The 24,597-nt window shown below is 64.3% G+C and carries 30 protein-coding genes and 2 tRNA genes; 16 read left to right on the top strand and 16 right to left on the bottom strand.

Annotated elements, in window-relative coordinates; translation table 11 throughout:
• The 7 genes from B0G69_RS16165 to B0G69_RS16135 all read right to left on the bottom strand — a co-directional run bounded on the left by B0G69_RS16165 (position 1) and on the right by B0G69_RS16135 (position 5,764).
• A complete protein-coding gene (locus B0G69_RS16165) occupies positions 1 to 660 on the bottom strand; it encodes an amino acid ABC transporter permease (RefSeq protein WP_121318538.1) in 660 nt (219 codons plus the stop codon).
• A 344-nt stretch (positions 661 to 1,004) separates the two neighbouring features.
• Positions 1,005 to 1,796 carry a cystine ABC transporter substrate-binding protein gene (locus B0G69_RS16160; RefSeq protein WP_121318536.1) on the bottom strand — a complete coding sequence of 264 codons (792 nt, stop codon included), beginning with the start codon at positions 1,794 to 1,796 and terminating at the stop codon, positions 1,005 to 1,007.
• A gap of 145 nt (positions 1,797 to 1,941) precedes the next feature.
• Positions 1,942 to 3,003 (bottom strand): quinone-dependent dihydroorotate dehydrogenase, encoded by a 1,062-nt coding sequence (locus tag B0G69_RS16155; protein ID WP_199731230.1) that lies wholly within the window; start codon positions 3,001 to 3,003, stop codon positions 1,942 to 1,944.
• A 100-nt stretch (positions 3,004 to 3,103) separates the two neighbouring features.
• On the bottom strand, positions 3,104 to 3,925 hold the full coding sequence (locus tag B0G69_RS16150; RefSeq protein ID WP_121318532.1) for an arginyltransferase: 822 nt from the start codon (positions 3,923 to 3,925) through the stop codon (positions 3,104 to 3,106).
• A gap of 107 nt (positions 3,926 to 4,032) precedes the next feature.
• Entirely contained in the window at positions 4,033 to 4,770 is a 738-nt protein-coding gene (gene aat / locus B0G69_RS16145; protein ID WP_121318530.1) for a leucyl/phenylalanyl-tRNA--protein transferase, read from the bottom strand.
• Positions 4,771 to 4,779: 9 nt separating this feature from the next.
• Positions 4,780 to 5,325: an NUDIX hydrolase gene (locus tag B0G69_RS16140; RefSeq protein ID WP_121318528.1), complete on the bottom strand. Its 546-nt coding sequence runs from the start codon at positions 5,323 to 5,325 to the stop codon at positions 4,780 to 4,782.
• A 362-nt stretch (positions 5,326 to 5,687) separates the two neighbouring features.
• Positions 5,688 to 5,764, bottom strand: a tRNA-Met gene (locus tag B0G69_RS16135).
• 270 nt (positions 5,765 to 6,034) lie between these two features.
• Between B0G69_RS16135 and B0G69_RS16130 the strand changes: the two genes are divergently transcribed.
• A complete protein-coding gene (locus B0G69_RS16130; RefSeq protein ID WP_121318526.1) occupies positions 6,035 to 6,532 on the top strand; it encodes a heme-degrading domain-containing protein in 498 nt (165 codons plus the stop codon).
• A gap of 4 nt (positions 6,533 to 6,536) precedes the next feature.
• Entirely contained in the window at positions 6,537 to 6,875 is a 339-nt protein-coding gene (locus tag B0G69_RS16125; RefSeq protein WP_121318524.1) for an SMR family transporter, read from the top strand.
• A gap of 121 nt (positions 6,876 to 6,996) precedes the next feature.
• Here the strand turns inward: B0G69_RS16125 and B0G69_RS16120 are convergent, their stop codons facing one another.
• Positions 6,997 to 7,389 (bottom strand): hypothetical protein, encoded by a 393-nt coding sequence (locus tag B0G69_RS16120; RefSeq protein WP_121318522.1) that lies wholly within the window; start codon positions 7,387 to 7,389, stop codon positions 6,997 to 6,999.
• A gap of 72 nt (positions 7,390 to 7,461) precedes the next feature.
• On the bottom strand, positions 7,462 to 7,653 hold the full coding sequence (locus B0G69_RS16115; protein ID WP_121319474.1) for a hypothetical protein: 192 nt from the start codon (positions 7,651 to 7,653) through the stop codon (positions 7,462 to 7,464).
• Positions 7,654 to 7,917: 264 nt separating this feature from the next.
• Here B0G69_RS16115 and B0G69_RS16110 point away from each other — a divergent pair, with 264 nt between their 5' ends.
• Entirely contained in the window at positions 7,918 to 8,181 is a 264-nt protein-coding gene (locus tag B0G69_RS16110; RefSeq protein WP_121318520.1) for a hypothetical protein, read from the top strand.
• A gap of 200 nt (positions 8,182 to 8,381) precedes the next feature.
• A complete protein-coding gene (locus B0G69_RS16105) occupies positions 8,382 to 8,666 on the top strand; it encodes a DUF1488 domain-containing protein (RefSeq protein WP_121318518.1) in 285 nt (94 codons plus the stop codon).
• Positions 8,667 to 8,818: 152 nt separating this feature from the next.
• Here the strand turns inward: B0G69_RS16105 and B0G69_RS16100 are convergent, their stop codons facing one another.
• Positions 8,819 to 9,817, bottom strand: coding sequence for an NAD-dependent epimerase/dehydratase family protein (locus B0G69_RS16100; RefSeq protein ID WP_121318516.1), 999 nt, complete (start codon positions 9,815 to 9,817; stop codon positions 8,819 to 8,821).
• Between the two features lie 133 nt (positions 9,818 to 9,950).
• On the opposite strand from B0G69_RS16100, the gene B0G69_RS16095 reads away from it, so the two are divergent.
• Complete coding sequence (locus tag B0G69_RS16095) at positions 9,951 to 10,874, top strand: TetR/AcrR family transcriptional regulator (protein WP_121318515.1); 924 nt, start codon at positions 9,951 to 9,953, stop codon at positions 10,872 to 10,874.
• Positions 10,875 to 10,919: 45 nt separating this feature from the next.
• On the top strand, positions 10,920 to 12,056 hold the full coding sequence (locus B0G69_RS16090) for an enoyl-CoA hydratase/isomerase family protein (protein WP_121318513.1): 1,137 nt from the start codon (positions 10,920 to 10,922) through the stop codon (positions 12,054 to 12,056).
• A 153-nt stretch (positions 12,057 to 12,209) separates the two neighbouring features.
• Here B0G69_RS16090 and B0G69_RS16085 read toward each other — a convergent pair whose 3' ends face one another.
• On the bottom strand, positions 12,210 to 12,635 hold the full coding sequence (locus B0G69_RS16085; protein WP_121318511.1) for a hypothetical protein: 426 nt from the start codon (positions 12,633 to 12,635) through the stop codon (positions 12,210 to 12,212).
• A 500-nt stretch (positions 12,636 to 13,135) separates the two neighbouring features.
• Between B0G69_RS16085 and ssuD the strand changes: the two genes are divergently transcribed.
• The 4 genes from ssuD to B0G69_RS16060 are packed head-to-tail and all read left to right on the top strand — an operon-like array spanning position 13,136 to position 16,503.
• Complete coding sequence (ssuD, locus tag B0G69_RS16075) at positions 13,136 to 14,296, top strand: FMNH2-dependent alkanesulfonate monooxygenase (RefSeq protein ID WP_121318506.1); 1,161 nt, start codon at positions 13,136 to 13,138, stop codon at positions 14,294 to 14,296.
• 55 nt (positions 14,297 to 14,351) lie between these two features.
• Positions 14,352 to 15,221, top strand: a complete 870-nt coding sequence (gene ssuC / locus B0G69_RS16070) for an aliphatic sulfonate ABC transporter permease SsuC (protein ID WP_199731228.1) — start codon at positions 14,352 to 14,354, stop codon at positions 15,219 to 15,221.
• Positions 15,218 to 16,240 carry an ATP-binding cassette domain-containing protein gene (locus B0G69_RS16065; protein ID WP_121318504.1) on the top strand — a complete coding sequence of 341 codons (1,023 nt, stop codon included), beginning with the start codon at positions 15,218 to 15,220 and terminating at the stop codon, positions 16,238 to 16,240. The genes ssuC and B0G69_RS16065 overlap by 4 nt, the downstream gene beginning before the upstream one ends.
• A gap of 47 nt (positions 16,241 to 16,287) precedes the next feature.
• A complete protein-coding gene (locus B0G69_RS16060; protein WP_008922916.1) occupies positions 16,288 to 16,503 on the top strand; it encodes a molybdopterin-binding protein in 216 nt (71 codons plus the stop codon).
• Positions 16,504 to 16,518: 15 nt separating this feature from the next.
• On the opposite strand, the gene B0G69_RS16055 is transcribed toward B0G69_RS16060, so the two are convergent.
• Positions 16,519 to 16,782 (bottom strand): hypothetical protein, encoded by a 264-nt coding sequence (locus tag B0G69_RS16055; protein ID WP_121319469.1) that lies wholly within the window; start codon positions 16,780 to 16,782, stop codon positions 16,519 to 16,521.
• A 410-nt stretch (positions 16,783 to 17,192) separates the two neighbouring features.
• Between B0G69_RS16055 and B0G69_RS16050 the strand changes: the two genes are divergently transcribed.
• Both B0G69_RS16050 and B0G69_RS16045 read left to right on the top strand, forming a co-directional pair.
• Entirely contained in the window at positions 17,193 to 17,387 is a 195-nt protein-coding gene (locus B0G69_RS16050) for a hypothetical protein (RefSeq protein ID WP_121318502.1), read from the top strand.
• A gap of 138 nt (positions 17,388 to 17,525) precedes the next feature.
• Positions 17,526 to 17,768, top strand: coding sequence for a DUF6566 family protein (locus tag B0G69_RS16045; protein WP_121318500.1), 243 nt, complete (start codon positions 17,526 to 17,528; stop codon positions 17,766 to 17,768).
• A gap of 287 nt (positions 17,769 to 18,055) precedes the next feature.
• Here the strand turns inward: B0G69_RS16045 and B0G69_RS16040 are convergent, their stop codons facing one another.
• Positions 18,056 to 18,322 (bottom strand): hypothetical protein, encoded by a 267-nt coding sequence (locus tag B0G69_RS16040; protein WP_121318498.1) that lies wholly within the window; start codon positions 18,320 to 18,322, stop codon positions 18,056 to 18,058.
• Positions 18,323 to 18,717: 395 nt separating this feature from the next.
• Here B0G69_RS16040 and dusA point away from each other — a divergent pair, with 395 nt between their 5' ends.
• Together dusA and B0G69_RS16030 are read left to right on the top strand one after the other, a co-directional pair.
• Complete coding sequence (gene dusA / locus B0G69_RS16035; RefSeq protein WP_121318496.1) at positions 18,718 to 19,719, top strand: tRNA dihydrouridine(20/20a) synthase DusA; 1,002 nt, start codon at positions 18,718 to 18,720, stop codon at positions 19,717 to 19,719.
• Positions 19,720 to 19,809: 90 nt separating this feature from the next.
• Positions 19,810 to 19,885: transfer RNA gene (locus tag B0G69_RS16030), tRNA-His, on the top strand.
• Between the two features lie 141 nt (positions 19,886 to 20,026).
• On the opposite strand, the gene B0G69_RS16025 is transcribed toward B0G69_RS16030, so the two are convergent.
• The gene (locus B0G69_RS16025) at positions 20,027 to 20,377 is read right to left on the bottom strand and encodes a hypothetical protein (RefSeq protein ID WP_121318494.1); all 351 of its coding nucleotides are present in this window, start codon (positions 20,375 to 20,377) and stop codon (positions 20,027 to 20,029) included.
• Positions 20,378 to 20,730: 353 nt separating this feature from the next.
• On the opposite strand from B0G69_RS16025, the gene B0G69_RS16020 reads away from it, so the two are divergent.
• Positions 20,731 to 22,329, top strand: a complete 1,599-nt coding sequence (locus tag B0G69_RS16020; RefSeq protein WP_121318492.1) for a sulfotransferase — start codon at positions 20,731 to 20,733, stop codon at positions 22,327 to 22,329.
• Positions 22,330 to 22,423: 94 nt separating this feature from the next.
• On the opposite strand, the gene B0G69_RS16015 is transcribed toward B0G69_RS16020, so the two are convergent.
• Both B0G69_RS16015 and B0G69_RS16010 read right to left on the bottom strand, forming a co-directional pair.
• Positions 22,424 to 22,669: a hypothetical protein gene (locus tag B0G69_RS16015; RefSeq protein ID WP_121318490.1), complete on the bottom strand. Its 246-nt coding sequence runs from the start codon at positions 22,667 to 22,669 to the stop codon at positions 22,424 to 22,426.
• A gap of 216 nt (positions 22,670 to 22,885) precedes the next feature.
• Positions 22,886 to 23,098 carry a DUF3820 family protein gene (locus B0G69_RS16010; protein ID WP_042323893.1) on the bottom strand — a complete coding sequence of 71 codons (213 nt, stop codon included), beginning with the start codon at positions 23,096 to 23,098 and terminating at the stop codon, positions 22,886 to 22,888.
• A gap of 144 nt (positions 23,099 to 23,242) precedes the next feature.
• Here B0G69_RS16010 and B0G69_RS16005 point away from each other — a divergent pair, with 144 nt between their 5' ends.
• Positions 23,243 to 24,295: an NADP(H)-dependent aldo-keto reductase gene (locus B0G69_RS16005; protein WP_121318488.1), complete on the top strand. Its 1,053-nt coding sequence runs from the start codon at positions 23,243 to 23,245 to the stop codon at positions 24,293 to 24,295.
• The last annotated feature ends 302 nt before the right edge of the window (positions 24,296 to 24,597 follow it).

Genomic DNA, 24,597 nt, shown 5'->3' with positions numbered 1-24,597 from the left:
TCAGTGGCGCGACGGCAGCGCAAGGCGCCGTTCGTACCAGCGCTGCGCCCATTCGAGCACCTGGCACAGCGCCCAGTACACCGCGGCGGCGGCGAGATAGAGCGGCAGCGGCTGATAGGTCGACGCGATCATTTCCTGCGCGCTGCGCAGCAGTTCGGTCACGGTGATCACCGACACGAGCGAGGTGTCCTTGATCAGGCTGATCAGACTGTTCGACAGGCTCGGCACCGCAATGCGCAACGCTTGCGGCGCGATCACGTAGCGCAGCGTCTGGCGGCGCGAGAGTCCGAGGCTATAGGCGGCCAGCCATTGGCCGCTGGGAATCCCGAGAATTGCGCCGCGCATGCTCTCCGACAGATACGCCGCCACGTTCGCCGACAGCGCGATCACGCCAGCCGGCGTCGGATCGAGCGAAATGCCGAAGCTCGGCAGGCCGTAGTAGATCACGAAGATCTGCACCAGCAGCGGCGTGCCGCGCATTATGCTCACGTAGATACGCGCGATCCAGTTCAGCAGCCGGTTGTGGCTGATGCCCATCAACGCGAGCATGGCGCCGGCAATCAGGCCGAAGATCATCGACAGAACCGCGAACTTGACCGTCAGGACGGCGCCCTGTGCGAGCACAGGAAGCGATTGGACGAGCAGGGAGGTGGTGGACATGAGCGGTGGTCTGGTTGGCGCACAAAGCGCACATCATAAACTTTGGCGGCCGTTAAGGCGCGCTTGCCGTGGGGATTGAATGCGTGGAGGGCGCGCGTATCGATAGAGAGGGGGGCGGTGCGACCGGGGACGCGGCATTCCGCAGGCCGTCGGTGTCGCGCTGCGCGGCGTGCGTCATGCGCTGCGAGGCGTCTCACCACGCAGCAGTGTGCGGGCAACGCGCCGGTCCAGCGGCGGTTACGCGCGGGCGAGGCGGGCTCACGCAGCATGCATGGGCGCCATGCCGCAAAAACGCGAAGAGCGGCATCGCCGCCGATGCCGCCCTTCGTTTTATACCGCGTGTCTTACTTGATCGGCTTGCTGACGTCGATACCGAACCACTTGTCCGAGATCTTCGCGAACGTGCCGTCCGCTTCGAGCTGGGTCATCGCATCGGCGATCGCCTTGGCGAACTTCGGGTTGCCCTTCCTGAACGGAATGCCCGACGGGTTGCCCGCGCCGACGTTCGCGCCAGTGCGCAGCGGCAGCTGCGAGTTCTTCAGCAGGTACGCAAGCATCAGACGGTCGTTGAGCGCCGCATCCAGCCGCCCGGCGGCCAGATCGCGCAGATACTCGGGCGCGCCCGGATACGTCTTCACGTCGATGCCCGGCACCGACTTCGCCATGTCCATGTAGTTCGTGCCCAGACCGACGCCGAGCTTCTTGCCCTTCAGGTCTTCGAGTGTCTTGAACTCACGCGTGTCGTCTTTACGCTGGATCAGCTGCGCGGCCGAGTACGTGTAAGCCGGCGAGAAGTCGAGAGCCTGCTTGCGCGCGTCGGTGATGCCGACCTGGTTGACGATCACGTCGAACTTGCCCGCCTGCAGACCGGCGATGATGCCGCTCCATTCGGTCGTGACGAATTCCGGCTTCACGCCGAGCTTCGCGGCGACCGCCTTGGCGATGTCGACGTCGTAGCCGACCAGCTCACCCGACGGCGCCTTCGAGTTGAATGGGGGGAAGGTGCCTTCCAGACCGATGCGCAGCGTGCCGCGCTGCTTGACCTGGTCGAGCAGGTCTTCCGCGTGCGCGGCGGCGGTGAACGACGCGCCGATCAGACCGGCGACCAGAAGCTTTTTCAGCAGGCCAAATTTCATCGTGTTCCTTTTTTGTACGTCTGGCGTTTTAACGGACGAGAGCTTAACTAAAAGGCTATCGAAAACCAAAATATCGTTTGCTTATGTCTATATTGCCCGAGCGGTCGAAGCCTCAAGCTGGCGCCGGGCCATGACCGATCGCGACTCAGCGCAACGCCTGCGCGCATTCTGCCACCAGCGCGGGACCGCGATAGATGAAGCCGGTATAGAGCTGCACCAGCGACGCGCCGGCCGCCAGCTTCGCGCGTGCATCCTCGCCCGAGAAAATTCCGCCGACGCCAATGATCGGCACCGTCTCGCCCACCTCGGCGCGCAGCTTGCGGATCACTTCGTTCGAGGCGTCGAACACCGGCCTGCCCGACAGGCCGCCGGCTTCGTCGCCGTGCTGCATGCCAGCGACGGCGGTGCGCGACAGCGTGGTATTGGTCGCGATCACGCCTTCGAAACGGTGGCGCAAGAGCGTGTCGGCGATCGACTTGACCTGTTCGTCGTCGAGGTCCGGCGCGATTTTCAGCGCGAGCGGCACCAGCTTGCCGTGCATGTCGGCAAGGCGCTGCTGTTTGTCCTTGAGCGCTGCGAGCAGCGCGTCGAGTTCGCCCGCGCCTTGCAACTGGCGCAGGTTCTTCGTATTCGGCGACGAGATGTTGACCGTCACGTAGCTCGCGAACGGGTACACGCGCTCGAGGCAGTACAGGTAGTCTTCGGCGGCGCGCTCGATCGGCGTGTCGGCGTTCTTGCCGATGTTCAGCCCGAGAATGCCGCTGTAGCGCGCGGCCTGCACGTTCTTCACGAACTGGTCGACGCCTGCGTTGTTAAAGCCCATCCGGTTGATGACCGCGTTCGCCTGCGGCAGGCGGAACATGCGCGGGCGCGGGTTGCCCGGCTGCGCGCGCGGCGTCACGGTGCCGACTTCGATGAAGCCGAAGCCAAGCGCGGCCAGTCCGTCGATGCACGCGCCGTCCTTGTCGAGACCCGCCGCGAGCCCGACCGGATTGCGGAACGTCAGCCCCATCACGGTACGCGGCGCGTCCGGCACATGCGGCGCGAGCACGCCGGCAAGGCCGGCGCGGCCGGCGGCGCCGAGCATGCGCAAAGTCAGGTGGTGAGCGTCTTCCGCGTCCATGCGAAAGAGTTGGGCGCGAATAAGCGGGTAGAGGGGACTGAACACAGGGCGAAGCCGGGCGGCCGGAAAATGAGAACCCGTCATTTTACCGGTTTTGCGTTTTAATGAGACCGATTCACGGAGTCGGCGCCGCTGGTGCACGACGCCGGCGTTGAATCAGCAGCGAGGCGAACGGCGCGCCGCGTTAAGGCCTGAGCGGTCCGCGCTTGCCGTGAATCGCCAGATCGACCGGCGGCAGATCGATGCTTGCGGGATCGAGCACGCGCCACGCGCCGTCGATCAACCCTTCGAGCGGGCGGAAATTCGCCTTGTACGCCATCTTCGGGCTCTCGCGGATCCAGTAGCCGAGATACACGTACGGCAGCTTCAGGCTACGCGCCTGTTCGATCTGCCAGTAGATGTTGTAGGTGCCGAAGCTGGTTCGCGTGAGCCCTGGCTCGAAGAACGTGTACACGGACGAGAGCCCGTCGCCGAGAATGTCGATCATGCTGATCATGCGCAGGATGCCAGCCGCGTCCGGCTGGTCCGGCAGCGGCTCGCGGAATTCGACGAGGCGCGAATTGATCCGGCTCTGCAACAGGAACTGCTCGTACTGGTCGCGGCTGTCGCGGTCCATGCCGCCGCCCGCATGCCTGGCCGACTGGTAGCGCATGTACAGCGCGTAGTGTTCTTCGTCGTAATGGAGCGGCGCGACGGTGGCGACCATCTCGCCGTGCTTCTTCCACACGCGCCGCTGCGTGCGGTTCGGCTCGAACTGTTCGACTGGCACGCGCACTGGCACGCAGGCGCGGCAGCCGTCGCAATACGGCCGGTACGTGAAGACGCCCGAGCGCCGGAAACCCGCCTTGACGAGATCGGTATAGACGTCGGAGTTGATCAGGTGACTGGGTGTGGCGACTTGCGAGCGCGCGATGCGGCCATCCAGATAGCTGCAGGGATAGGGCGCCGTTGCATAAAACTGCAACGCTGAAAGCGGAGAAAGAGGCAGCTCGTTGGGATGAGTCACGTTGGCAGCTCGCGAAGCGTCTCTGGTAATGCGAACCCGGCGCCCTGCAGTTTTGTCACCCGCGGCTCGGTGGACGGCGGGTCCGGATTCGGCCTGATTCTTCCTTCCTACGCCGCCCGCGTGACGATCTCGAGTAACGCGGTCTTGTCGAAGCGCCAGGGAATGGGCGCTGCGTCGACAGACGCGCGAACATGCGCGATGAACGCCTTGCGCGCTATCTCGCGACCGCCCAGCGATGCCAGATGCGACGTGTTCTGCTGGCAGTCTATCATTTCTATTTCGTGACGGCGCAAGTGGCCGACCAGCGCGGCCAGCGCGATTTTCGACGCGTCGGTGGCCTCTGCGAACATCGATTCGCCGAAGAACATCTTGCCGAACGACACGCCATACAGGCCGCCCACGCGCTTGCCTTCGAACCAGCTTTCGATGCTGTGCGCATCGCCCATCCTGTGCAGCGACGAATAGGCTTCGACCACGTCGGCGGTGATCCACGTCCCGCGCTGTCCGCGTCGCGGCGCTTGCGCGCAGGCGCGCATCACGGCGGCGAAGTCATCGTCGACGCGGATTTCCCACGCGTCGTCGCGCAGTACGCGCCTGAGCGTCTTGCGTAGCGACGGCGACAGTTTGAATTCGGCGGGACGCAGGATCATGCGCGGGTCGGGGCTCCACCACAGCACCGGCTGGCCGTCCGAATACCACGGGAAGATACCGCGCCGATAGGCGTCGATGAGCCGTGATGGCAACAGATCGCCGCTCGCCGCGAGCAGGCCGGGCGCGCCGCTCGTCGCGCCCAGTGCACGCTCGACGGACGGGAACGGATCGTCAGCTCCGAGCCAGGGAACCATGCGCGCCGCTCAACCTTCGCGCAGCGAGCGGAAGATATCGCCCGTGTGCAGGCCAAAGCTGCCGGTGGCGCGGTCGGCGAAAAAGAACCGTAGCGTCTGGCCGACGGTGGGGAAGGCGATCTCGTCCCACGGAATTTCGTGTTCCTCGAAGAGTTTGACTTCGAGACTTTCCTCACCCGCGGCGATGTCGAGATCGAGCAGGCGCGCCATGTAGAACAGATGCACCTGATGCACGTGCGGCACGTTCAGCAGGGAGAACAGGCTTTGCACTTCGACGCGCGCGCCGGCTTCCTCCAGCGTTTCGCGCGACGCCGCCTCGGCGGTCGTTTCACCCATCTCCATGAAGCCCGCGGGCAGCGTCCAGTAGCCGTAGCGCGGTTCGATCGCGCGGCGGCACAGCAGCACCTTGTCGTCCCAGACCGGGACGGTGCCGACCACGTTGCGCGGATTCTGGTAATGCACCGTGCCGCAACTGTCACAGACGAAGCGCTCGCGGTTGTCGCCCGGCGGGATGCTCAGACTGACGCCGTGGCCGCAGACAGAACAGAATTTCATAGGAAGGAGACGAGAAGGAGTGGTGGGAGTTTATCACCGGGGCGGGGGGTTAATTGGGACGAAGGCCTGTGGCGGAGCAAGCGTCGGCATCGCCCGTGAGGCGTGGACCTGATCGCTTCGGAGTCCGGATGGACGGGCGGCGTGACGAGATGGCCGTGGCCGGCGTGACGCGTGTCGCGTGAAAATCTGATGCGTAGTAGCGCGTGGAGGATCTGGAGCAGATCGCGCAAAGACAAAGAGTCAGGCGAGGGGAACGTGCGGGATGCACAGCGCAAGAGCCCGGCGGCAGCGCAAAACAAAAAAGGCCTGCCGGTTTGGCAAGCCTTCAATGTTTTTCGACGATTCCAACCAGTTGATGCGCTTGGTTGCGGGGGTAGGATTTGAACCTACGACCTTCGGGTTATGAGCCCGACGAGCTGCCAGACTGCTCCACCCCGCGTCCGTCGAAGAAAAGATTATAGGGCAAAGCTTACGCTAGTGCAACAGCTATTTAAGAATCGCCTTCACTTCGCGGGTGGGCGCCGAGCACCGCACGATACGCGCGCTTGCGCGGGTCCGACGTCGCCGCACGCATCGGCCACGTCGCATGCGGCAAAGCCCGTCATGAACGCTGCGCTAGAATCAGGTTCTCTTTGCGCGGCTCGCCGGGCGTTCACGCCGGACCACGAACAACGGCGAGCGCCTCAACTCCTACCTTGCTCTGAACCCCATGGATATCGCTCACGATCTGCAGGTGATTGCCGCTCAGGAACACGTCCTGGTGTTCCCTCAATTCGATGCCGACCGCGCATGGCAAATCGGCGCCTATCTGCACGAGGTTGCGAAGGCGCGCGGCATCGCCGCTGCGATCGACGTGCGCACCTTCGGTCAGCCGCTGTTCTTCAGCCTGCTCGGCGGCGCGACGCCGGACAACGTGGATTGGGCACACCGCAAGGGCAACACGGTCGCGCATTTTCGCCGCAGCTCGTATGCGATCGGCCTGAAGATGCAACTGGCGGGCAGCACGCTCGCCGACAAGCACGGCTTGCCGAACACGGAATACGCCTCGCATGGCGGCGCGTTTCCGTTGACGGTGGCGGGCGCGGGCGTGATCGGTTCGATCACCGTGTCCGGCTTGCCGCAGCGTGCCGATCACGAACTGGTGGTGGAGGCGCTGTGCGCGCATCTCGGCCACGACTACAGCAAGCTCGCGCTTGCCAAGGTCTGATGCAATGCGGGTGCCGCCCTACGCATTGCTGGGCATCGCGATCGTCGCCGAGGTGGTGGCGACTTCCGCGATGCGAGCCTCGGAAGGCTTCTCGCGGCTCCTGCCGTCGGCGATCGTCGTGCTCGGCTATGGCGTGGCGTTCTATTGCCTGTCGCTGACGCTGCGCAGCATTCCCGTCGGCATCGTCTACGCGGTGTGGTCGGGCGCGGGCATCGTGCTGATCACGCTGGTCGCGCTGCTGCTGTACCGCCAGGTGCCCGATGTGCCGGCGATCATCGGGCTCGGACTGATCGTTGCCGGCGTCGCCGTGTTGAACATCTTCTCGAAGATGCAGGCGCATTGATCCAGCGAAGCGACGCCGCGTCCGCCGGTGATCAGGATCTCGTCCGCCGCATTGCCATGGTCGAAGTTGAGCGTCACGTCGGCGCCCGGCGTTCAGCGGCGCCCAACGTTGCGGATGGCGCTTACTTGCAGCGCACGATCATCGAGCGGTTTTTCACGTTGGCCGATACGACGTTGGTGACGCTGCCGCCCGCGGTGCCGCCTTCGTCGTTATCTTTCGACACGATCTCGTAGCCGGTCGCGCCGCATGCGTTGCCGGCCTGCACGTAGCAGGAGGCCCAACTGGAAGCGGCGTCGGCGCCGCTGCAATTCACCGCGAAACCGCTCTGGCCGTTCGGCAGGTTGATCAACGAGGTCGTGTTCGACGATGCGCAACCGGCGAGACCCGTGCCCAGCAGCATGGCGGCGGGCAGGGCGGCCGACAGCGCAACCCGGCGGACCAGCGCGAGCGCGGTAGTGGATCGGAAGCGGCCGGCGCGGCGCGGTTGAGTCCGCAGTTGCGTCATGAAATGCATCGTGATGATTTCCTTTCTGGTGTTCGGGTGGTTCGTGGGCTCGACGCCGCCACGCGACGTGCGCGCCGACAGCTAGGGTGTCTCGATCGTGATGCCCGCTGCGCTGACCAGCCGGCGGCTTTCAGCGCCGCTTTCGGTGGCCGCGTCTTCCCAGATGCTGATGGCTTTCGGAATGTCGATGCCGTGGCTTTCGGCATACGCAAACCACTTGTTCGCCGCATCCGGCTCGGGCAGTTCCTGGTTCTGTAGAAAATATTTTCCCATATTGCGCTCGTCGCCCTCGAAATCGCGTCTTGCGGCAGCACGGATCGTGCCGATGTCGAAGTTCGACCCGCACGGCCCGAACAAGTGCAATGCGCGGCGACGGCCGATACGCATCCGGTAGAACTTATCGGTGCGCGAGGCGCCTTACTTACTGGCTGTTTGCCAGAAGCGCATGCGTGCGACGCCATCTGCGGACCTGCGGCGAAGCGCAGGCCGACGCGCCGCACGCCGCGCTCTCCATCAATCGCAACGAGGAGGAAGACTATGGCTGAACGGGTCAGCGGACCTTATCGCGGCTATTACATCAGCGCCGCCGCGCGCTTCGTGCCGGCCACCGATGTGCCGGAGGCGGGCGGCACCTACGTCGGTTCGGTGAGTCTCGCCGAACACGGTCCGGACGATCCGCGCCGGATGGAAACGCTGCTGGATCTCGGCGGCGAGCAACGCTTCGGCAGTGAGGCGGACGCGCTGGTTTTCGTCGAACAGGCGGCGCGCGACTATGTCGACCGTCTATTGGGTGGACACTGATGGCAACACGGAATACGGGCAAACTCGCCGCTGCAGGCGCACAAAAAAACGCACCCGAAAACGCGCCCGATAACTCAGAAGAAAGCCCCGCGGCCCGCTGGACCGCGCTCGGGCCGCGCGAGTACCATAGCGGGGTTCGCGGCGCGCGGCCAGTTCTGGGCGGCGCCGCCTTCCTGCCGGAACCTTCTGATGAGGCGACCATGGAAATTCGGTTTCCCGCGGACGCGCCTGCCTACCGCGGCTCCAATCTGACCGTAGTCTTTCCCGCGCTGGTGGACGGCGAGCCGGTTCCGTGCGCGATTTCGGTCGAAGCGCTCGAAGACCACTTCGGCGTCTACACCGAGGACCGCGAAGGCTGGCTGCGCGCGTTCGATGCCGGCCGTCCGCGCATCGAGGCCGTGGCGCGCGAGCACTTGCAGATCAGCAACGGCACGCCTGTGCTGCTCAAGAGCGGCCATTTCCCACCCGGTAAGCTGGCGGACTAGTCCGGCTCTTGCCCGGCTCTTGCCCGCCTCTTGCCCGCCTCTTGCCCGCCTCATACGTGCGACACATTCGTGCGAACGCGCGGTAACGATAAAGTCCGATCGACCCGCGCCGGTTTCGCTGGCATGCGCGGCCCCAGCGCGGGCTGCGCCATTCAAACCGTTTTCGCGGCGCTTCGCTGCGTCGTGCCGTGAGCCGATGCCGCGTCGCGCGCGGCTTCGACGCAGCGCCGGATCCCTTCCTCGTACGGCGTTTTGACGATCGGGCCGATCAGCCTCCTCAGCGCGGAATCGTCGAGCACGACCGGCTCGGTCATCAGGTAGTTCATCTCCACCAATTCGCGCATCAGCGGATTGACGAGGCCGAGCACGCGCAGCAGGGTCTTGCCGGCCACCATCAGCTTCGGTGCGCGGCCCGTCAGCGCGTAAGCCTGCCGCGCCACTTCGCGCTGCGTGAGCGTGCCTGCGCCGGCGAGGTGCCACCAGCGTCCATAGGCTTCGGGCGTGCGGGTGAGCGTCTCGACCACCGGCCCGATGTCCGGCAGGTAAATGAATTCGTGCGGCACGTCCAGTGGGCCGATCATCTGCGCACGCTTTCCGGCGGCGGCGCCCTCGAACACGCCGTTCAGCAGGCTGCGCTCGATGCAGGGACCATAGAAGTCAGGCAGACGCAGCACCAGCGTCGAGAGGCCGTGCCGGCCGTGCGCCGCCAGCACGAGATTTTCCTGCGCGAGCCGCATCCGGCCTTTGAATGTGTGAGGCTCGCGCGGATGATCCTCACTGATCGGATTGCCGCGCGCGCGACCGTACGGATACACCGTGCCGATCAGGATGAAGCGCTCCACGCCCGCGGCCACGACGCCAGCGAGCGTTTTTTCCATCAGCGGCGGATGGGTGGCGAACTGGTCGTACGGCACACCGACCAGGTAGATCACGGTCTGCAAGCCGGCGGCCGCCGCGCGAATCGACGCGGCGTCGTCGGGATTCCACGTGACGATTTCGGCGCGCGGGTCGTGGCCGAACGCCGCTTCGAGCGGCTCGCGCGAGCGGCCGACCACGCGGTAGTCACGACCCGCCGCGCTCAGGGCCGCCGCGATGATCCGACCAGCCGCACCCGCAGCGCCGAACAAACCCACTTTCCCTGACTCTTCCATGACGACTCCTCGGAGGCGGCGCCGTATCGCGCTCGCACATTCAGATGACGATTGAAAATTTACTAAACACTGTTCAGTAAACGGTGTTCAGTTTAAATTGACTTTTCAGTTTGTCAATCTGAAAATGTCCGCCATGGGAATCGCCGAACGAAAAAGCCGCCAGAAACAGGCGCTGCGCGAACGCATCCTCGATGCCGCGCGGCGCATCGTCATGCGTGAAGGCTTCGCCGCGCTCTCGATGCGCAAGATCGCCGACGCCATCGAATATTCACCCGCCACGCTGTATCTGCATTTCGCGAGCCGCGACGAGATCGCGCATGCGTTGTGCGCGGAAGGCTATGCGCAATTGCTGGAGACCTTCGTGCCGCTCGCGGGGATCGTCGATCCGGCTGAGCGGTTGAAGGCGCTCGGGCGCGCTTATGTTGCGTTCGGCATCACCCATGGGGAGACGTATCGGCTGATCTTCATGGAGGATCAGAGTTATATGGGGGCGGCGCTGGCCGGCGCGGGGGCTTCGGTTGCAGATAAGGCCAAGGCGCTCGCCGACGACAAGTCGCTCACCACGCCGGACCCGATGGCATCGGCGATGCCACCGGCTAGCGAGGTGAACGACGACGCAGCCGCCACCACCGCCGACGACGACCCCGGCGCGACTGCATTGCACTTGATGATTGCGGCGCTCGAAGCACTCAAAGCGGCGGGGCGCCTGCCGGTTTCGACGGATACCGCGGTGTGGGCCGAGGCATTCTGGGCGACCCTGCACGGCATCGTCGCGCTGAACCTCACGTGTCCGGTGTTTCCAAGCGCACCGCTCGACACGGTGGTGGACATCGCACTCGACGCCTGGCTCGGCGCATCGCAAGCGGGCGCCTCGCCATCGCGCCGCGTCGCGAGCACGGCCGGTGCGGGGAAGAAATCACCCGCAGACATGCAGACCACATCGCCCGCCGATCGCGGCAGTGCCCCGTCGTCGCCGGTCTCGGGCGGCAAGCCGGGCAAAGCGCCGCGAGGCAAGACCCACAGTCCGGCCACGAAGCGCAAAACCATGGGCGCGTGATAACGTTCAGTTCCCCTTACTCGACGCCGCTGCGCCTCGTACGCCATGTCCATCTCCGCCTCGCCCGCCGTCAGCGACGAAGTCGCGACTTACGTAGCCAACCGCATCGGCTTCATCGAACTGGAAAGGCCGAAGGCGCTCAACGCACTGTCGACCGGCATGATTCGCTCGATCCACGCGGCGCTCGATCAGTGGCGCGACAATCCCGACGTGCTCGCCGTCGTCGTGCGCAGCCCGCACCCCCGCGCGTTCTGCGCGGGCGGCGATATCCGGTTTCTGTACGAGTCGGCGCAGCGCGGCGAGCATGACGCGCGCGACGTGTTCTTCACCGGGGAATACCGTCTCAATCACGCGATCTTCACTTATCCGAAGCCGTACATCGCGTTGATGAATGGCGTCGTGATGGGCGGCGGCATGGGCATCTCGCAAGGCGCGCATCGCACCGGCGGCCTGCGCGTGGTCACCGGCTCGACGAAGATGGCGATGCCGGAAACGCGCATCGGGCTCTTTCCCGATGTCGGCGCGAGCTGGTTTCTGGCGCGCACGCCGGGCGCGATCGGCCGCTACCTGGCGGTGACCGGCGAGACGATCGGCGCGGCCGATGCGCTCTACGCGGGTCTCGCCGATGTGTATTTCGACGATGCGGCCTTGCCCGCGCTGCTCGACACGTTGCGCAGCCAACTGTTTGAGCGCGGCGCGGACGTGGTTGCATGCATCGAGCGGGCGGCGCTCGCCCAGCATGTCGTGCCAGCGCCGGAGGCTTCGTCGCTGGCGGGCGCGCGTGCGTTGATCGACCGGCATTTCGCGTTGCCCGATGTCGCGCGGATCCTTGCGTCGCTCGAACAGGAGCGCGCCCATGAGGGCGAGGCAGCGGAGTGGGCCGAACAGATGATCGGTGTGTTGCGTGAGCGCTCACCGCTGTCGATGGCGGTGTCGCTGGAAGTGGTGACGCGCGGGGAGGGGTCGATGGCCGACGTGCTGCGCCGCGATCTCGATCTGACGCGCTCGAGCTTTCTCGCGGGCGACACGCTCGAAGGCATTCGGGCGCGCATCATCGATAAGGACAACGCGCCACGCTGGCGCTTTGCGCGCATTGAAGACGTGAGCGCGGCCTACGTGGAGAAAATGTTCGAGAGCCCGTGGCCGGCGGACGAACATCCGTTGCGTGATTTGCGCGGTTAAAGAGAGGAGTGAAGTGAACGGGTCTATGTGGGCATGGTGGCGGGCATCAACCTGCAAGTGCGCTGGCGTAAAACCCGCAAAGCCCGCAAAACTACAAGTCGAGCCTTCAGCGTGTCAGCGCGTATCGCCGCAGTCGACTCCCCGCCAGGCCCCTCACTCCTCGTCTTCGCTCGCCATAAACGCGCGCATGAACACCAGCGCGCCCCAGCCCCACATTGCGTTCGCCGCGAACCCCACGGCGAGGCGCGGCAGCATGTTGCCGCTCGGCCAGATGCCGCGCAGCGGGTCGATCACGAACACACTCGCCGCGGTCAACACGACGCCGCCGAACACGAAGGCCGGTACCCACGGCGCGCGCCGGTGCGGTGCGACGCGCAGCAGCCATGCCATCAGCACGGCCCAGAACGCGCTCCAGATTGCATTCGCGATGAACTCAGGCAGTTCGAGCGGTAAGAACGGCGCTGTCGAAAAACCGGTGGGATCGATCATGCCCGCTGCGTGCATCAGCGCCAGCGTCGATTCGTGAAAGAACAGGGATGCCAGAAAACCGGCGACGAACGGCAGGATGAGTTTTTGCATGCATTGCACCGCCAGGGTACAGGCGGCGTCATTCGCGTGGCCTGCACCGGATTATTGGAAACGTGCGCCATTATATATAGGGGTACCCCGTTTCCCGCGTGCATAAAGCGCAACACCCCGTATGCTTTAGCGTCGGGCTAATCACGAAAGTGGAAAACCTAAGCTAAAAAAAATCGTTCAAAAGCCGCCCGCCGATCCATAGACTGCTTCTTCATGCAGACGGCGTTTGGCGCCGTCGTCCGTTAATCGAGCGTGTCATGCGCACGTCTGGTCGAGGGAAGCCGTCGCGATGTCCTGCCTGATGCCGATCTTTACCCGCCGCATGGCGCAAGCGCGCCGGCGCTGTCGCCGGTAGCCCGCGGCCGCCACGCTCCATTTCTCACTCTTTTTCGTTGCACCTTCCGGCCGCGTGCCGGACGGATGCGCGCGGCCGGCGTGTGCGCGGACCCTTCCCGCATCGTCGCCGTTCAACCCAGTTTCGAACACGCGGGAGCAGCAAAATGAAGGTGTTCTGGTTCATTCCGACTCACGGCGACAGCCGCTATCTCGGTACGTCCCAAGGTGCACGCGCAGCGGACTACGACTACTTCCAGCAGATCGCCGTCGCGGCCGATACGCTCGGCTACGAAGGCGTGCTGCTGCCCACGGGCCGTTCGTGCGAAGACGCCTGGGTCGTCGCCTCGAGCCTGATCGCTGCGACCAAACGTTTGAAGTTCCTGGTGGCGATCCGTCCGGGTCTTTCGTCGCCGGGGCTGGCCGCGCGCATGGCGGCGACCTTCGACCGTCTGTCGAACGGGCGTCTGCTGATCAACGTCGTGACCGGTGGCGATGCGGCCGAACTGGAAGGCGACGGCGTGTTCGTCGATCACGACACGCGCTATGAAATCACCGATGAGTTCCTGCACATCTGGCGCAAGCTGCTCAGCGCGTCGCACACCAACGACGCGATCGACTTCGAAGGCAAGCATCTGAGTTCGAAGGGCGGCAAGGCGCTATATCCGCCGGTGCAGAACCCGCATCCGCCGCTGTGGTTCGGCGGTTCGTCCCCGGCCGCGCACGACATGGCGGGCCAGCATATCGACACCTATCTGACGTGGGGCGAGCCGCCCGAGGCGGTGGCGAAGAAGATCGCCGACATTCGCGCGCGCGCCGCGGTGCATGGCCGCGAGATCACCTTCGGCATTCGCCTGCACGTGATCGTGCGCGAGACCGAAGAAGAAGCCTGGGCCGCCGCCGACAAGCTGATCAGCAAGCTCGACGACGACACCATCGCCCGCGCGCAGGCCTCGTTCTCGAAGATGGACTCCGAAGGTCAGCGCCGCATGGCCGCGTTGCACGGCGGCAAGCGCGGCGGGCGCGCCGAACTCGAGGTCTATCCGAATCTGTGGGCGGGCGTGGGCCTCGTGCGGGGCGGCGCCGGCACCGCGCTGGTCGGCAATCCGGAGCAGATCGCCGCGCGCATGAAGGAGTACGCCGAGCTCGGCATCGACACTTTCGTCCTATCGGGCTATCCGCATCTGGAAGAGTCGTATCGCTTCGCCGAACTGGTGTTCCCGCTGTTGCCGAACCGCCGCAACAAGGTTTCGAATGGTCCGCTGTCGGGGCCGTTCGGCGAAATCGTCGGCAACAACTATCTGCCGAAGGCGGCGAGCGCGAGCTGAGCGCACGGGTGCCTGCGGCACGGACGAGCTTCGACAAGCAATGAGGAAAACCATCATGACTCAAGTCACTCTGGGTGCGGCTCGCGGCGACGCGAACGCAAACGCGGGGGCGGACGCCAATGCGAACGCAAGCGCCGACGCGGGCGCGCTGCGCCGCATCGGCGCGCATCTGGCGCCATGGATCGCGCCGCTCGTCATTCTGCTCGCGTGGGAATTCGCCGCGCGCAGCGGCGTGCTGTCGACGCGCGTGCTGCCCGAACCGCTCGCGGTCGTGAAGGCGGCGTGGTCGCTGACCCAGTCCGGCGAAATGTGGGCGGACGTGAAGGTCAGCACGTGGCGCGCGGTGTCGGGATTCGCGATCGGCGGCGGCATCGGTCTCGTGCTCGGACTCGCGACGGGCCTGTTCAAGCCCGCCGAAGTCGCGCTCGATTCGACCGTGCAGATGATCCGCAACATCCCCGCGCTCGCGATGATCCCGCTCGTGATCCTGTGGTTCGGCATCGAGGAGCAGGCGAAGCTGTTTCTCGTCGCGCTCGGCGTGTTTTTCCCGGTCTACGTGAACACGTTTCATGGTATCCGATCGGTCGACGCCAACCTGATCGAAATGGCGCGCAGTTATGGCGTGAGGGGTTTCGCGCTATACCGCCACGTGATTTTGCCGGGCGCGTTGCCGTCGATTCTCGTCGGCGTGCGTTTCGCGTTGGGGCTGATGTGGGTCACGCTGATCGTCGCCGAGACCATTTCCGCGCAATCGGGCATCGGCTACATGACGATGAATGCGCGCGAATTCCTGCAAACGGACGTGGTGGTGGTCGGCATTCTGCTGTACGCGGCCCTCGGCAAACTCGCCGATGTGCTCGCGAAGAGCCTGGAGCGCGTGTCGCTGCGCTGGCATCCGGCCTATCAACGAGGAGCGAAAGCATGAACGCAACGACATTGTCGGCATCGTTCGGTGCGATTGCGGGCAGCGATCTCGAAGTCGAAGTCGCGCAGCTGCGGATCGCCGATCACAACGCGGACCAAGCCGCGGGCTTCGAGCATGCCGATTCGACCCACGGCAAGCCGCGAGTGACGACGCGGGGCGACGCGCTCAAAACCGACGGCACGCTCGCGCGCCATGGCGCACCCGGCGCGGCCCGTTCGTCGTCTGATTACTCGGTGCAGTTGCGTGGCGTCGGCAAGCAGTATGGCGGGCGCAAGGTGTTGTCCGATTTCGATCTGTCGATCGAGCGCGGCAGTTTCGTCGCGATCGTCGGCCGCAGCGGTTGCGGCAAGTCGACCTTGCTGCGGCTCGTCGCGGGCCTCGAAAAGACCAGCGCGGGCGTGCTCGAAAAGCGCGCCGAAGACGGCGGCCCGCTCGACACCCGCATCATGTTCCAGGACGCGCGCCTGCTGCCGTGGAAGAGCGTGCTGCAGAACGTGACGCTCGGTCTCGGCCGCAGCGCGCGTGAAGATGCGCGCGCCGTGCTCGCCGAAGTCGGCCTGCTCGAACGCGCCAACGATTGGCCGGCACAGCTTTCCGGCGGCCAGCGGCAGCGCGTGGCGCTGGCGCGGGCACTCGTGCATCGTCCGCAATTGCTGTTGCTCGATGAGCCGCTCGGCGCGCTCGACGCGCTGACGCGGATCGAAATGCACGCGTTGATCGAACGCCTGTGGCGCGAGCATCGGTTCACCGCGCTGCTCGTCACGCACGACGTGCATGAAGCCGTGGCGCTCGGCGACCGGATTCTGCTGATCGAAGAAGGGCGCATCGCGCTCGATCAGCCGGTTGCGCTTGATCGTCCGCGGGCGCGCGCGTCGGCCGGTTTCGCCGCCCTCGAAGACCACGTGTTGCAACGCGTGCTGAAGAACGCGCCGAACGACGACGCGCTTTCCGATCGCCCGTACGACGCGCGTGACGCTGGCCGTCTCACGCGGCCGACAGACGTCCGCTGGGCCATCTGAGTTTGCTGGCCTGATCTGTTTTAACCGCATCTCAGGAGTCACTCGATATGAGCATTTCCGCAATCAACGTACGCAATCAGTTCAAAGGCAAGGTCAAGGAAATCATCCGCGGCTCGGTGGTGTCCGAGGTTGACGTGGAGACGCCGTTCGGCATCGTCACATCGGTGATCACCACGCGCTCGGTCGACGAACTCGAACTGAAGGTCGGTTCGGAAGTGGTCGCGCTGGTGAAGTCGACGGAGGTGTCGATCGCGCGCCTGTAGCGTGTAAAGCCGCCGCTATTTCGCGTTCGCGCCGCTGGCGGGCGGCTCGTGCATCATCCGGTCGTTGGTCGGCTGGCGCGGACGTTTGATCGGCATGTTGTCGGGATTGCTCGAGCCGCCGGAGCCGGACGCGGCTTCGGGCGGTTTTGCCATCGACGCGCTACTGTCCGCTGGCGCTGTTTTCGCGGTTTGTGCGAATACTACAGGGGTGATGCTGATTGCGGTGGCCGCTGCGAGCGCGATGCCGGCGCTCAGCGTTGTCCATCTGCTTCGCTTCATTTGATCCTCCGCTGCGATGAGGTTGGCTGCTGGTTGTGCCCCGGCGCCGATTGTGGCGATGGACCCGGTGCAGACGCCGGCGGCGCGTGCCGTCTTCCCATCCTGCTCTTCGGCGCCCATCACTCTGATACGCCGACGTTCGCTCCCGCGCGGCCCGCAATGATTACGGGGGAAGTGTTTCCATGAAGACTTCCCCGCGTGCCGGCGGCTCGCGTGATGCGCGCTTGCCGGGACCGGCATGGCCGAAGCTGCCTGCCGGGCATCGGTCATGAAGGTGAGGACGCATCAGCAGGCGAGCAAGCTCCATACCTCTGTCCAAAGCCCGCCGCGCAACGTCTATGCGTTGACACGCACCTCCATACGTCCCCGAAAGTTGCTAGGATGAATTGAACATTCCGACGGAGACGGCCATGTCGAAATCATTGAGTCCCGAAGCGGTTGAAGCGTTGCGGCGTCTGAACGACGTCGGCGTCGGTCAACCGGCGCCGCAGCTCGCGCAGTCGGTCACCGCGGAATTGCTGGCGGGTGGCCTGGTTGCCGAAGCGGGCGGGGAAGTCCAGATCACCTGTAGCGGACGGCAGTATCTTTCCGGCGATTGCGATTGATCGTCGGACAGGAAGGGCAGTCCGCAAAGGCGCCGCTGGGTGCCGCGGACGGGCGCGCGCGCTCGCCGGACACCAGTTTCCGCCGCCGACATTTCACCGGCAGCCTGCGACACTCATACACCACTCACGGAGGCGAACATGGAGCCGAAGGGCCTCGACATGGGCGACTACGAGGAGCGTTATCAGGACTACGACATCGAGGTGGCAGTCGAGCAGGTGCTGACGGGCGTCAAGGCGCATTTTCGGGTGCTGCGGGAGGGCGCCGTGGTGGTCGATTGGCGGCTCGTGCATATCGACAGCTTGTGGTCGACCGAACGTGCCGCCGCCGAGGCCGGCTTTCACGCGGCGCGGGAATTGATCGATGCGGGCCTGGCGAAATAGTGGCGGGCATACCGCGAGCTCGGATGTTCAGCTTTTGCCGCCGAGCCATGCTTGCTGAAGCGGGCGGAGCGCTGTGGACCTGACGGGCGCTGCGTTCATCCCCATTGCAGAGCACGATCGATTCGGTGAATCATCGCCCGGGGTTTTACGAGCGGCTGGTTGGCGCGCAGACGCGTTGCGCCTTGCACGCTGCGCCGTAAACGCCACTGGGCGCCGGCATCAGTCCTACATGCGCGGCGCCCAGTCAGGCCGCTGCCCTTGCAGGCAGCGGATTCGACGGCGAGTCTTTAGTGGCCGAAGAAAACCGATTGCGGGCCGGAAACCGGCTCACGCGTACCCGATTGCGACGACGCATTCTGCACGCCGCCGTAGGCATTCGCTTCGCTTTTGGCGCGTTCAGCCGCCACGGTTTGCGCGTTCTGACCTTGCTGCGAAGCCGGTGCGCCGACCGACGGACGATAGAACGGTGCCGGGCCGTAGCCGCTGGCAAAAGCGGGGGCGGCGATCGAGGCAGAAGCGGCAACCAGCAGGGCGGCGATGAGCTTGGTCTTCATGGTGTGACTCCGATAACGTTCGACTTCATTTCAGGAAGGCGTCGCAGGCCGGTGAGGTGTAGCTGCAACGTCGATGGAAAGGAGTGTATACCCCTACTATCGAAAATTTGTGCCGATAAGCTGAAATTACTATTCCTGATTTCGGAATAATTCGTCTGAGGCCTGCGGCGTAAGCCTCGGCGGTGATCCGGCCCTGGTGACCAAGCGGTTTTGGAGCCCAAAGGCTTATTGGCAGGCGGGTTATTGGGATTGGCGAGGCGGCGGCCTCGGCGAGCCGGGTGAAGCTGGGAAGCCAGGGAACATGGGCATCTCGACAGCCAGATATGCGCCCCGACCGGGCGCTGTCCCGCGTTGCGGTAAAATTGGCGTTTTGATTCACGCCATCTGGCTGCCCCATGTCTTCACCTCGAATTCCCAGTCCGCGCCGCGTCTCAGTGGCGCCGATGATGGACTGGACTGATCGCCACTGTCGCTCGCTGCATCGCGTCATCTCGCGCCATACGTGGCTTTACACGGAGATGGTGACGACCGGCGCGCTGCTGCATGGCGATGTGCCGCGCCATCTCGCGTTTACTGCCGACGAAGCGCCCGTCGCGCTGCAACTCGGCGGCAGCGAACCCGACGACCTCGCCCGTTCGGCGAAACTCGGCGAGCAATGGGGTTACGACGAAATCAATCTGAACTGCGGGTGCCCGTCGGAGCGCGTCCAACGCGGCGCGTTCGGCGCGTGCCTGATGAACGAGCCGCAACTCGTGGCGGACTGCGTGAAGGCGATGCGCGACGCGGTCTCCGTGCCGGTGACGGTCAAGCACCGTATCGGCGTCGATGCGGTCGAGGAATACGGCTTCGTGCGCGATTTCGTCGGCACGATTGCAGACGCCGGCTGCAACGTGTTCGTCGTGCACGCGCGCAACGCCATCCTGAAGGGCTTGAGTCCGAAGGAAAATCGCGAGATTCCGCCGCTCAAGTACGACTACGCGTACCAGTTAAAGCGCGACTTCCCGGAGTTGGAGATCATCATCAACGGCGGCATCAAGACGCTTGAGGAAGTCGAGTTGCATCTTCAATATGTGGATGGTGTGATGCTCGGGCGCGAGGCTTATCACAACCCGTATCTGCTCGCCGAGGTCGACGCGCGCTTCTATGGTTCGACGCAAACGCCGCTGACGCGCGAGCAGGTCGAAGCGAAGCTGATCGACTATTGCGCCGCTGAAATGGCGCGCGGCACCTATCTTGGCGCGATCACGCGCCATGCGCTCGGTCTTTATCGCGGCGAGGCAGGGGCGCGTGGCTGGCGGCGCGTTTTGTCCGATAGCAAACGCCTGGCCGCGCGCGATCTGAGCATCTTCGACGAGGCAAGACAGCATCTGCGCGAGCCGAACGAAATTTTTGAATAAAGGACTAGGCAAACGGAAATCTTGTTCGTATAATCTCGTTTCTTCATCGACGAGCCAGATTTTTTCCGGCAAGTCAAGCAGATGTCAGTGGTGGCTGTAGCTCAGTTGGTAGAGTCCAGGATTGTGATTCCTGTTGTCGTGGGTTCGAGCCCCATCAGCCACCCCAAAGAATTCAAGCGGTGAAGGGTTTGGCAAACGGTTTTTGCAAACGGCGTTGTGAGAAATCACAGCGCCGTTTTTGTTTTTGGCGGTCGTTTGGTGACCTGGCTCCAGCCGCGCCGGTCAACCACTGCGACTGCGCCGCCCGTCAACGGCCATGTCCCCCATGCCCGCCATGCCCGCCACCGCCACCGCCACCGCGGCTCCATGTGCCACCGCCGTGCGATCCGCCATACCCACCGTCGTGCCAGCCCCCGCCACCGCCATGCCAGCCACCGCGCCCATGCCAATGGCCACCGTGATAACAGCACGGGCCGCCACCCCAGCCTCCCCAGATACCTACCGTGCCATAAGCCGGTACATACGGTGGCCCGTACGCATATCCATAGCCGGGGTAGTAGGGCTGCGCGTAGGCATAGTCATATCCGGGTGCAACCGCGCATCCGGTCAGACCTGCCGCCAGCGCTAACAGCGCGATCGATGCAACGAGCCTGCTCACGATTTTCTCTCCTTCGTATAAGCATGAGAAAAATCGCCTGCGATGGAGTTCAGGAGTATTTGTGTCCACACATTACGATGCGTCACGAGCGAGCTCGCGTCCGTGACTCACCTGTGGCGATCGAGTCCATGGCGGCCAGCCATCGCGATAATCTTCCATCACCTTACCAATGTGCATGGCGGTAACAGTTGGTTAACTATTCGCAAAGCAACTGTAGGGGACGCCTGCTAATTTCCGCTCACACAATTGTCTCCGAATCCGCACCCCATGCACGCGTTGAATCTGAACAAAAAAGCAAGACCTGCCCATCGCCACGACCGCTCGACGCGGAGCCGGCAAACACCCTGCCGGCGATGAATCACGATCCATCACCGATTGCCGCGACGGCAAAACGCGTCGAAGGCGCGGCGTGCATCGCACGTGGCGAACTCGACGCCGCGCTGTCCTGCTTCGAAGCCGCGTGCGCGCTCGATCCCTCCGATGCCGTCAACTACGAACGGCTCGCCGCGACGCTGGCCGCGTTGCAGCGCTTTCCCGAGGCCGTCGACCGCTATCGCGACGCGCTCACGCGCAATCCGTCCAACGCGGATTTGCATCACGGACTCGGCTGGACGCTCGAGCAGATGCATCGGCTCGAACAGGCCGTGGACGCGTACCGCGAAGCGGTGCAACTGAACCCGGGCGCCGACGGCTCGAACAACAACATGGGCAACTGTCTGCAGGCGCTCGGCCGGTTCGACGAGGCGCATGCTGCATACCGTCGCGCGATCGACGGCGCCCCGCGCGTGCCGCTCTATTACCGCAACTTCGTGCAGACGAGCCGTCTCGCTGCAGACGATCCCGTTTTCGCATCGCTCGAACAGCTAGCCGGCGACGCCGCTTCGCTGAGCCCGGCCGATCAGGCGGAGCTTCACTTCGCATATGGCGAGGCATTGTCCGGCGTAGGCCGCCACGATGCGTCGTTCGATCACATCCTGAAAGCCAACGCGTTGCATCGCGCCGGCGTGCGTTATAACGAAGCCGAAACGCTCGGCCTGTTAGCTCAGTTGCCGCAGATGCACAGCGCGGACGCGCTCGCGGCGGCGCGCAGTCTTGGCGATCCGTCGGCCGCGCCGATTTTTATCGTCGGCATGCCGCGCTCCGGCTCGACCTTGATCGAGCAGATCCTGGCGAGCCATCCGCAGGTGGTCGGGGCGGGCGAGCGCGCGGAATTCGGCGTGGCGCTGATGCAGTGCCTGCGCCGGGACGCCGACGATCCGCTGAGGATCGACATCGCGGCACTGCATGGCGTGGGCGGGCCGCAGCTGCGCACGCTCGGCGCCGACTATCTGGAACTCATGCGCCGCGCGCTGCCTGAATGCCAGAGCGATAGGCAGAATGCGGCGCGAGATCGCATGCATGGTTCGGTGGACAACGACGCACAACGTACAGCGCCACACCCCTTCCGTTTTACCGACAAATGCCCGTTCAATTTCATCAATGTCGGGCTGATCCATCTGGCGCTGCCGAACGCGCGCTTCATCCATAGCCGCCGTTCGCCATTGCAAACCTGTCTGTCGATTTTTTCCCGGCTCTTTCACGACGTGCCATTCGGTTACGACCTCGGCGAACTCGGCCGCTACTATCGTGCGTACGATGCGTTGATGGCGCATTGGCGAAACGCGCTGCCCGAAGGCGTAATGATCGAGGTCCAGTACGAGCAGCTGGTCGACGATTTCGAAGCGACCGTGCAGCGGATGCTCGCGCATTGCGGTCTCGACTGGGACGATCGCTGTCTTGCGTTTCATCAGACGGCGCGTCGGGTCACCACGGCGAGTTCGGCGCAGGTGCGGCGTCCGCTTTACCGGAGCTCGGTGCGTCGCTGGCAGCCGCGGCGGGCGTTACTCGAACCGCTGTTCGAGGGGCTTGGACCGGATTTGATGGCGGATGATGCTCTGGATGAGCTAGCCTGAGTATGAGTACCGGCGCACGACGTCTTCCGCGCCAGTCACGCCGACGTGTCGGTGCGTGCGCATCGATCGCGCGAAGCCCGCAATGTCAGGCCCGCTAATGCGGCAGGAGCCCCGAATGATGCAGCGCAGGGTACACGCCGATGATGAACGCCGCATAGATCGCAGCCATCGTCACGCCGGCGGCCGTGCCCCAGATGTCGCGCGACGCAGCGCCCCGGCGAAAATGCAAGGGCAGTCCGACGACCAGATAGCCGATCAGAAAAAAGACGATGACGGCACGCACGGGCGAGAGGTCGTGACCGATAAATTCCAGCAGGGCGGGCAGACTGAATTCGGGCATGGACGCACGGGTAAGCGGGATCGGGTGCGAAGCTTCGAGCGGGCCATCGGACCATCCACGACGACGTGATGACTTATGCCGATTTAAGTCCACGCGAGTGCGCGGCGCAAGAAAAAGACTGTATAAATTTGTACCGCCTGCATGGCTTGCACGTTGCCTGCGCCGATACTTTCATCCGGCTTCGCTTTAATCGAACCGGTTTGCATCGCGCGGCTATCAGCGCTTGCGCAAGGGTTCGAGCAGCGGCTTCAAACCGTTGTGATCGATCTCCTGCATCAGGGCGAGCAGGCGGCCGATTTCGCCCGGTGGAAAGCCTTGGCTCGCAAACCAGTTTAGATAATGGCCGGGCAGGTCGGCAATCACACGGCCTTTATATTTTCCGTAGGGCATCACGCGCGTGACCAGCAGTTCGAGGTGTTCGGGATTCATCGCGGGAAGGATCGACACGTGGCCTGTTGAGTGCGAAAAAGTGGGCGATGCCCGCCCCGGTTCGCATTCTAGCCTCGATGCAGGCATTGCGCCGGCGTGGTAACGTCAGCGCTTTCCATTCACCTATTCAACAGGACAAGATAGATGGAACACCGCAGACTCGGCGACTCCGATGTGCAGGTTAGCCTGATCGGTCTCGGCACCATGACGTGGGGCGAGCAGAACACCGAGCAGGAAGCGCATGCGCAGATCGATTACGCGCTCGATCATGGCGTCAACCTGATCGACACCGCCGAAATGTACCCGGTGCCGCCGCGCGCCGAAACGCAGGGCTCGACGGAACGCTACATCGGCAGCTGGCTCGCGCAGCATCGCAGCGCTCGCGAGAAAATCGTGCTCGCCACCAAGATCGCCGGACCGGCGCGTCAGCCGCACAATCCGCGCCATATTCGCGGCGAGGGCAATCAGTTCGATCGCAAGAACCTGACCGAAGCGCTCGACGGCAGCCTGAAGCGCCTGCAAACGGACTACGTCGATCTGTATCAACTGCACTGGCCGGATCGCAGCACGATGACGTTTGGCCGTCCCGCTTATCCGTGGGTCGACGACGCGTACACGGTGCCGATCGAAGAAACGCTGTCGGTGCTCGCCGAGTTCGTCAAGGCGGGCAAGGTGCGCCACATCGGCGTGTCGAATGAAACGCCGTGGGGTGTCGCGCAGTTCCTGCGCGCGGCCGAAAAGCTCGGCTTGCCGCGCATCGTCAGCATCCAGAATCCGTATAGCCTGCTGAACCGCACGTATGAAGCGGGTCTGTCCGAGTACGCGCATCGCGACAACATCGGCTTGCTCGCCTATTCGCCGCTCGCGTTCGGCTGGCTGTCGGGCAAGTATGAAGGCGGCGCGCGCCCGGCCGGCGCCCGCATCTCGCTGTTCGAGCGCTTCGCGCGTTACAGCAAGCCGCAAGCGGTTCAGGCGACCACGCGCTATGTGGAACTCGCGAAACGTCATGGCCTGTCGCCCGCGCAGTTCGCGCTCGCGTTCGTCAACAGCCGGCCGTTCGTGACCAGCAATCTGATCGGCGCAACCTCGCTCGATCAGTTGAAGGAAAACATCGCCAGCGCCGAGGTGAAGCTTTCGCCGGAAGTGCTTGCGGAGATCGACGCGCTGCATGAGTTGCAGCCGAACCCGGCGCCTTGATGGGGTCGTCGAGCGTGGGTCGACAAGCCTGGTTCGAAGTGGTTTCGAGCGAGGCATGAACCCGCGCGGCAGCTCGCTTTGGCGTGGTCGCCAGAGCGGCTGCGATGTCGTTTGCTTGGGCTTCGCCCATACCGCCGCTTGAAGCGCGTGCCAACTTTCCGTCCTGCGCATAGAACATCCAGAACACACCGGGCGCGAACGCGATGAGCGCTTGCATCGATCAGCCGGATCGTCACGAGCGACGCCAACTCTTGCGCTAGTCATCGCCACGCCGGTAGGGGGGCTGATCTGCGCACCGGTCG

The sequence above is a fragment of the Paraburkholderia sp. RAU2J genome (genome assembly GCF_003634845.1).
Classification (GTDB): Bacteria; Pseudomonadota; Gammaproteobacteria; order Burkholderiales; family Burkholderiaceae; genus Paraburkholderia; species Paraburkholderia fynbosensis.
The sequence above is the reverse complement of the archived record's forward strand: the minus strand, read 5'-3'. Positions and strand labels throughout refer to the sequence as shown.

Bases quoted from the DNA above. Each gene is read 5' to 3' on its own strand.
- B0G69_RS16060 (WP_008922916.1), top strand. From the start codon at position 16,288: ATGAGCATTTCCGCAATCAACGTACGCAATCAGTTCAAAGGCAAGGTC.
- B0G69_RS16155 (WP_199731230.1), bottom strand. From the start codon at position 3,003: ATGACGGGTTCTCATTTTCCGGCCGCCCGGCTTCGCCCTGTGTTCAGT.
- aat (WP_121318530.1), bottom strand. From the start codon at position 4,770: ATGGTTCCCTGGCTCGGAGCTGACGATCCGTTCCCGTCCGTCGAGCGT.
- B0G69_RS16095 (WP_121318515.1), top strand. From the start codon at position 9,951: ATGGGAATCGCCGAACGAAAAAGCCGCCAGAAACAGGCGCTGCGCGAA.
- B0G69_RS16040 (WP_121318498.1), bottom strand. From the start codon at position 18,322: ATGAAGACCAAGCTCATCGCCGCCCTGCTGGTTGCCGCTTCTGCCTCG.
- B0G69_RS16105 (WP_121318518.1), top strand. From the start codon at position 8,382: ATGGAAATTCGGTTTCCCGCGGACGCGCCTGCCTACCGCGGCTCCAAT.
- ssuC (WP_199731228.1), top strand. From the start codon at position 14,352: ATGACTCAAGTCACTCTGGGTGCGGCTCGCGGCGACGCGAACGCAAAC.
- B0G69_RS16165 (WP_121318538.1), bottom strand. From the start codon at position 660: ATGTCCACCACCTCCCTGCTCGTCCAATCGCTTCCTGTGCTCGCACAG.
- B0G69_RS16130 (WP_121318526.1), top strand. From the start codon at position 6,035: ATGGATATCGCTCACGATCTGCAGGTGATTGCCGCTCAGGAACACGTC.
- B0G69_RS16110 (WP_121318520.1), top strand. From the start codon at position 7,918: ATGGCTGAACGGGTCAGCGGACCTTATCGCGGCTATTACATCAGCGCC.
- B0G69_RS16120 (WP_121318522.1), bottom strand. From the start codon at position 7,389: ATGCATTTCATGACGCAACTGCGGACTCAACCGCGCCGCGCCGGCCGC.
- B0G69_RS16065 (WP_121318504.1), top strand. From the start codon at position 15,218: ATGAACGCAACGACATTGTCGGCATCGTTCGGTGCGATTGCGGGCAGC.
- dusA (WP_121318496.1), top strand. From the start codon at position 18,718: ATGTCTTCACCTCGAATTCCCAGTCCGCGCCGCGTCTCAGTGGCGCCG.
- ssuD (WP_121318506.1), top strand. From the start codon at position 13,136: ATGAAGGTGTTCTGGTTCATTCCGACTCACGGCGACAGCCGCTATCTC.
- B0G69_RS16055 (WP_121319469.1), bottom strand. From the start codon at position 16,782: ATGAAGCGAAGCAGATGGACAACGCTGAGCGCCGGCATCGCGCTCGCA.
- B0G69_RS16045 (WP_121318500.1), top strand. From the start codon at position 17,526: ATGGAGCCGAAGGGCCTCGACATGGGCGACTACGAGGAGCGTTATCAG.
- B0G69_RS16090 (WP_121318513.1), top strand. From the start codon at position 10,920: ATGTCCATCTCCGCCTCGCCCGCCGTCAGCGACGAAGTCGCGACTTAC.
- B0G69_RS16015 (WP_121318490.1), bottom strand. From the start codon at position 22,669: ATGCCCGAATTCAGTCTGCCCGCCCTGCTGGAATTTATCGGTCACGAC.
- B0G69_RS16005 (WP_121318488.1), top strand. From the start codon at position 23,243: ATGGAACACCGCAGACTCGGCGACTCCGATGTGCAGGTTAGCCTGATC.
- B0G69_RS16085 (WP_121318511.1), bottom strand. From the start codon at position 12,635: ATGCAAAAACTCATCCTGCCGTTCGTCGCCGGTTTTCTGGCATCCCTG.
- B0G69_RS16010 (WP_042323893.1), bottom strand. From the start codon at position 23,098: ATGAATCCCGAACACCTCGAACTGCTGGTCACGCGCGTGATGCCCTAC.
- B0G69_RS16115 (WP_121319474.1), bottom strand. From the start codon at position 7,653: ATGGGAAAATATTTTCTACAGAACCAGGAACTGCCCGAGCCGGATGCG.
- B0G69_RS16140 (WP_121318528.1), bottom strand. From the start codon at position 5,325: ATGAAATTCTGTTCTGTCTGCGGCCACGGCGTCAGTCTGAGCATCCCG.
- B0G69_RS16160 (WP_121318536.1), bottom strand. From the start codon at position 1,796: ATGAAATTTGGCCTGCTGAAAAAGCTTCTGGTCGCCGGTCTGATCGGC.
- B0G69_RS16050 (WP_121318502.1), top strand. From the start codon at position 17,193: ATGTCGAAATCATTGAGTCCCGAAGCGGTTGAAGCGTTGCGGCGTCTG.
- B0G69_RS16100 (WP_121318516.1), bottom strand. From the start codon at position 9,817: ATGGAAGAGTCAGGGAAAGTGGGTTTGTTCGGCGCTGCGGGTGCGGCT.
- B0G69_RS16020 (WP_121318492.1), top strand. From the start codon at position 20,731: ATGAATCACGATCCATCACCGATTGCCGCGACGGCAAAACGCGTCGAA.
- B0G69_RS16125 (WP_121318524.1), top strand. From the start codon at position 6,537: ATGCGGGTGCCGCCCTACGCATTGCTGGGCATCGCGATCGTCGCCGAG.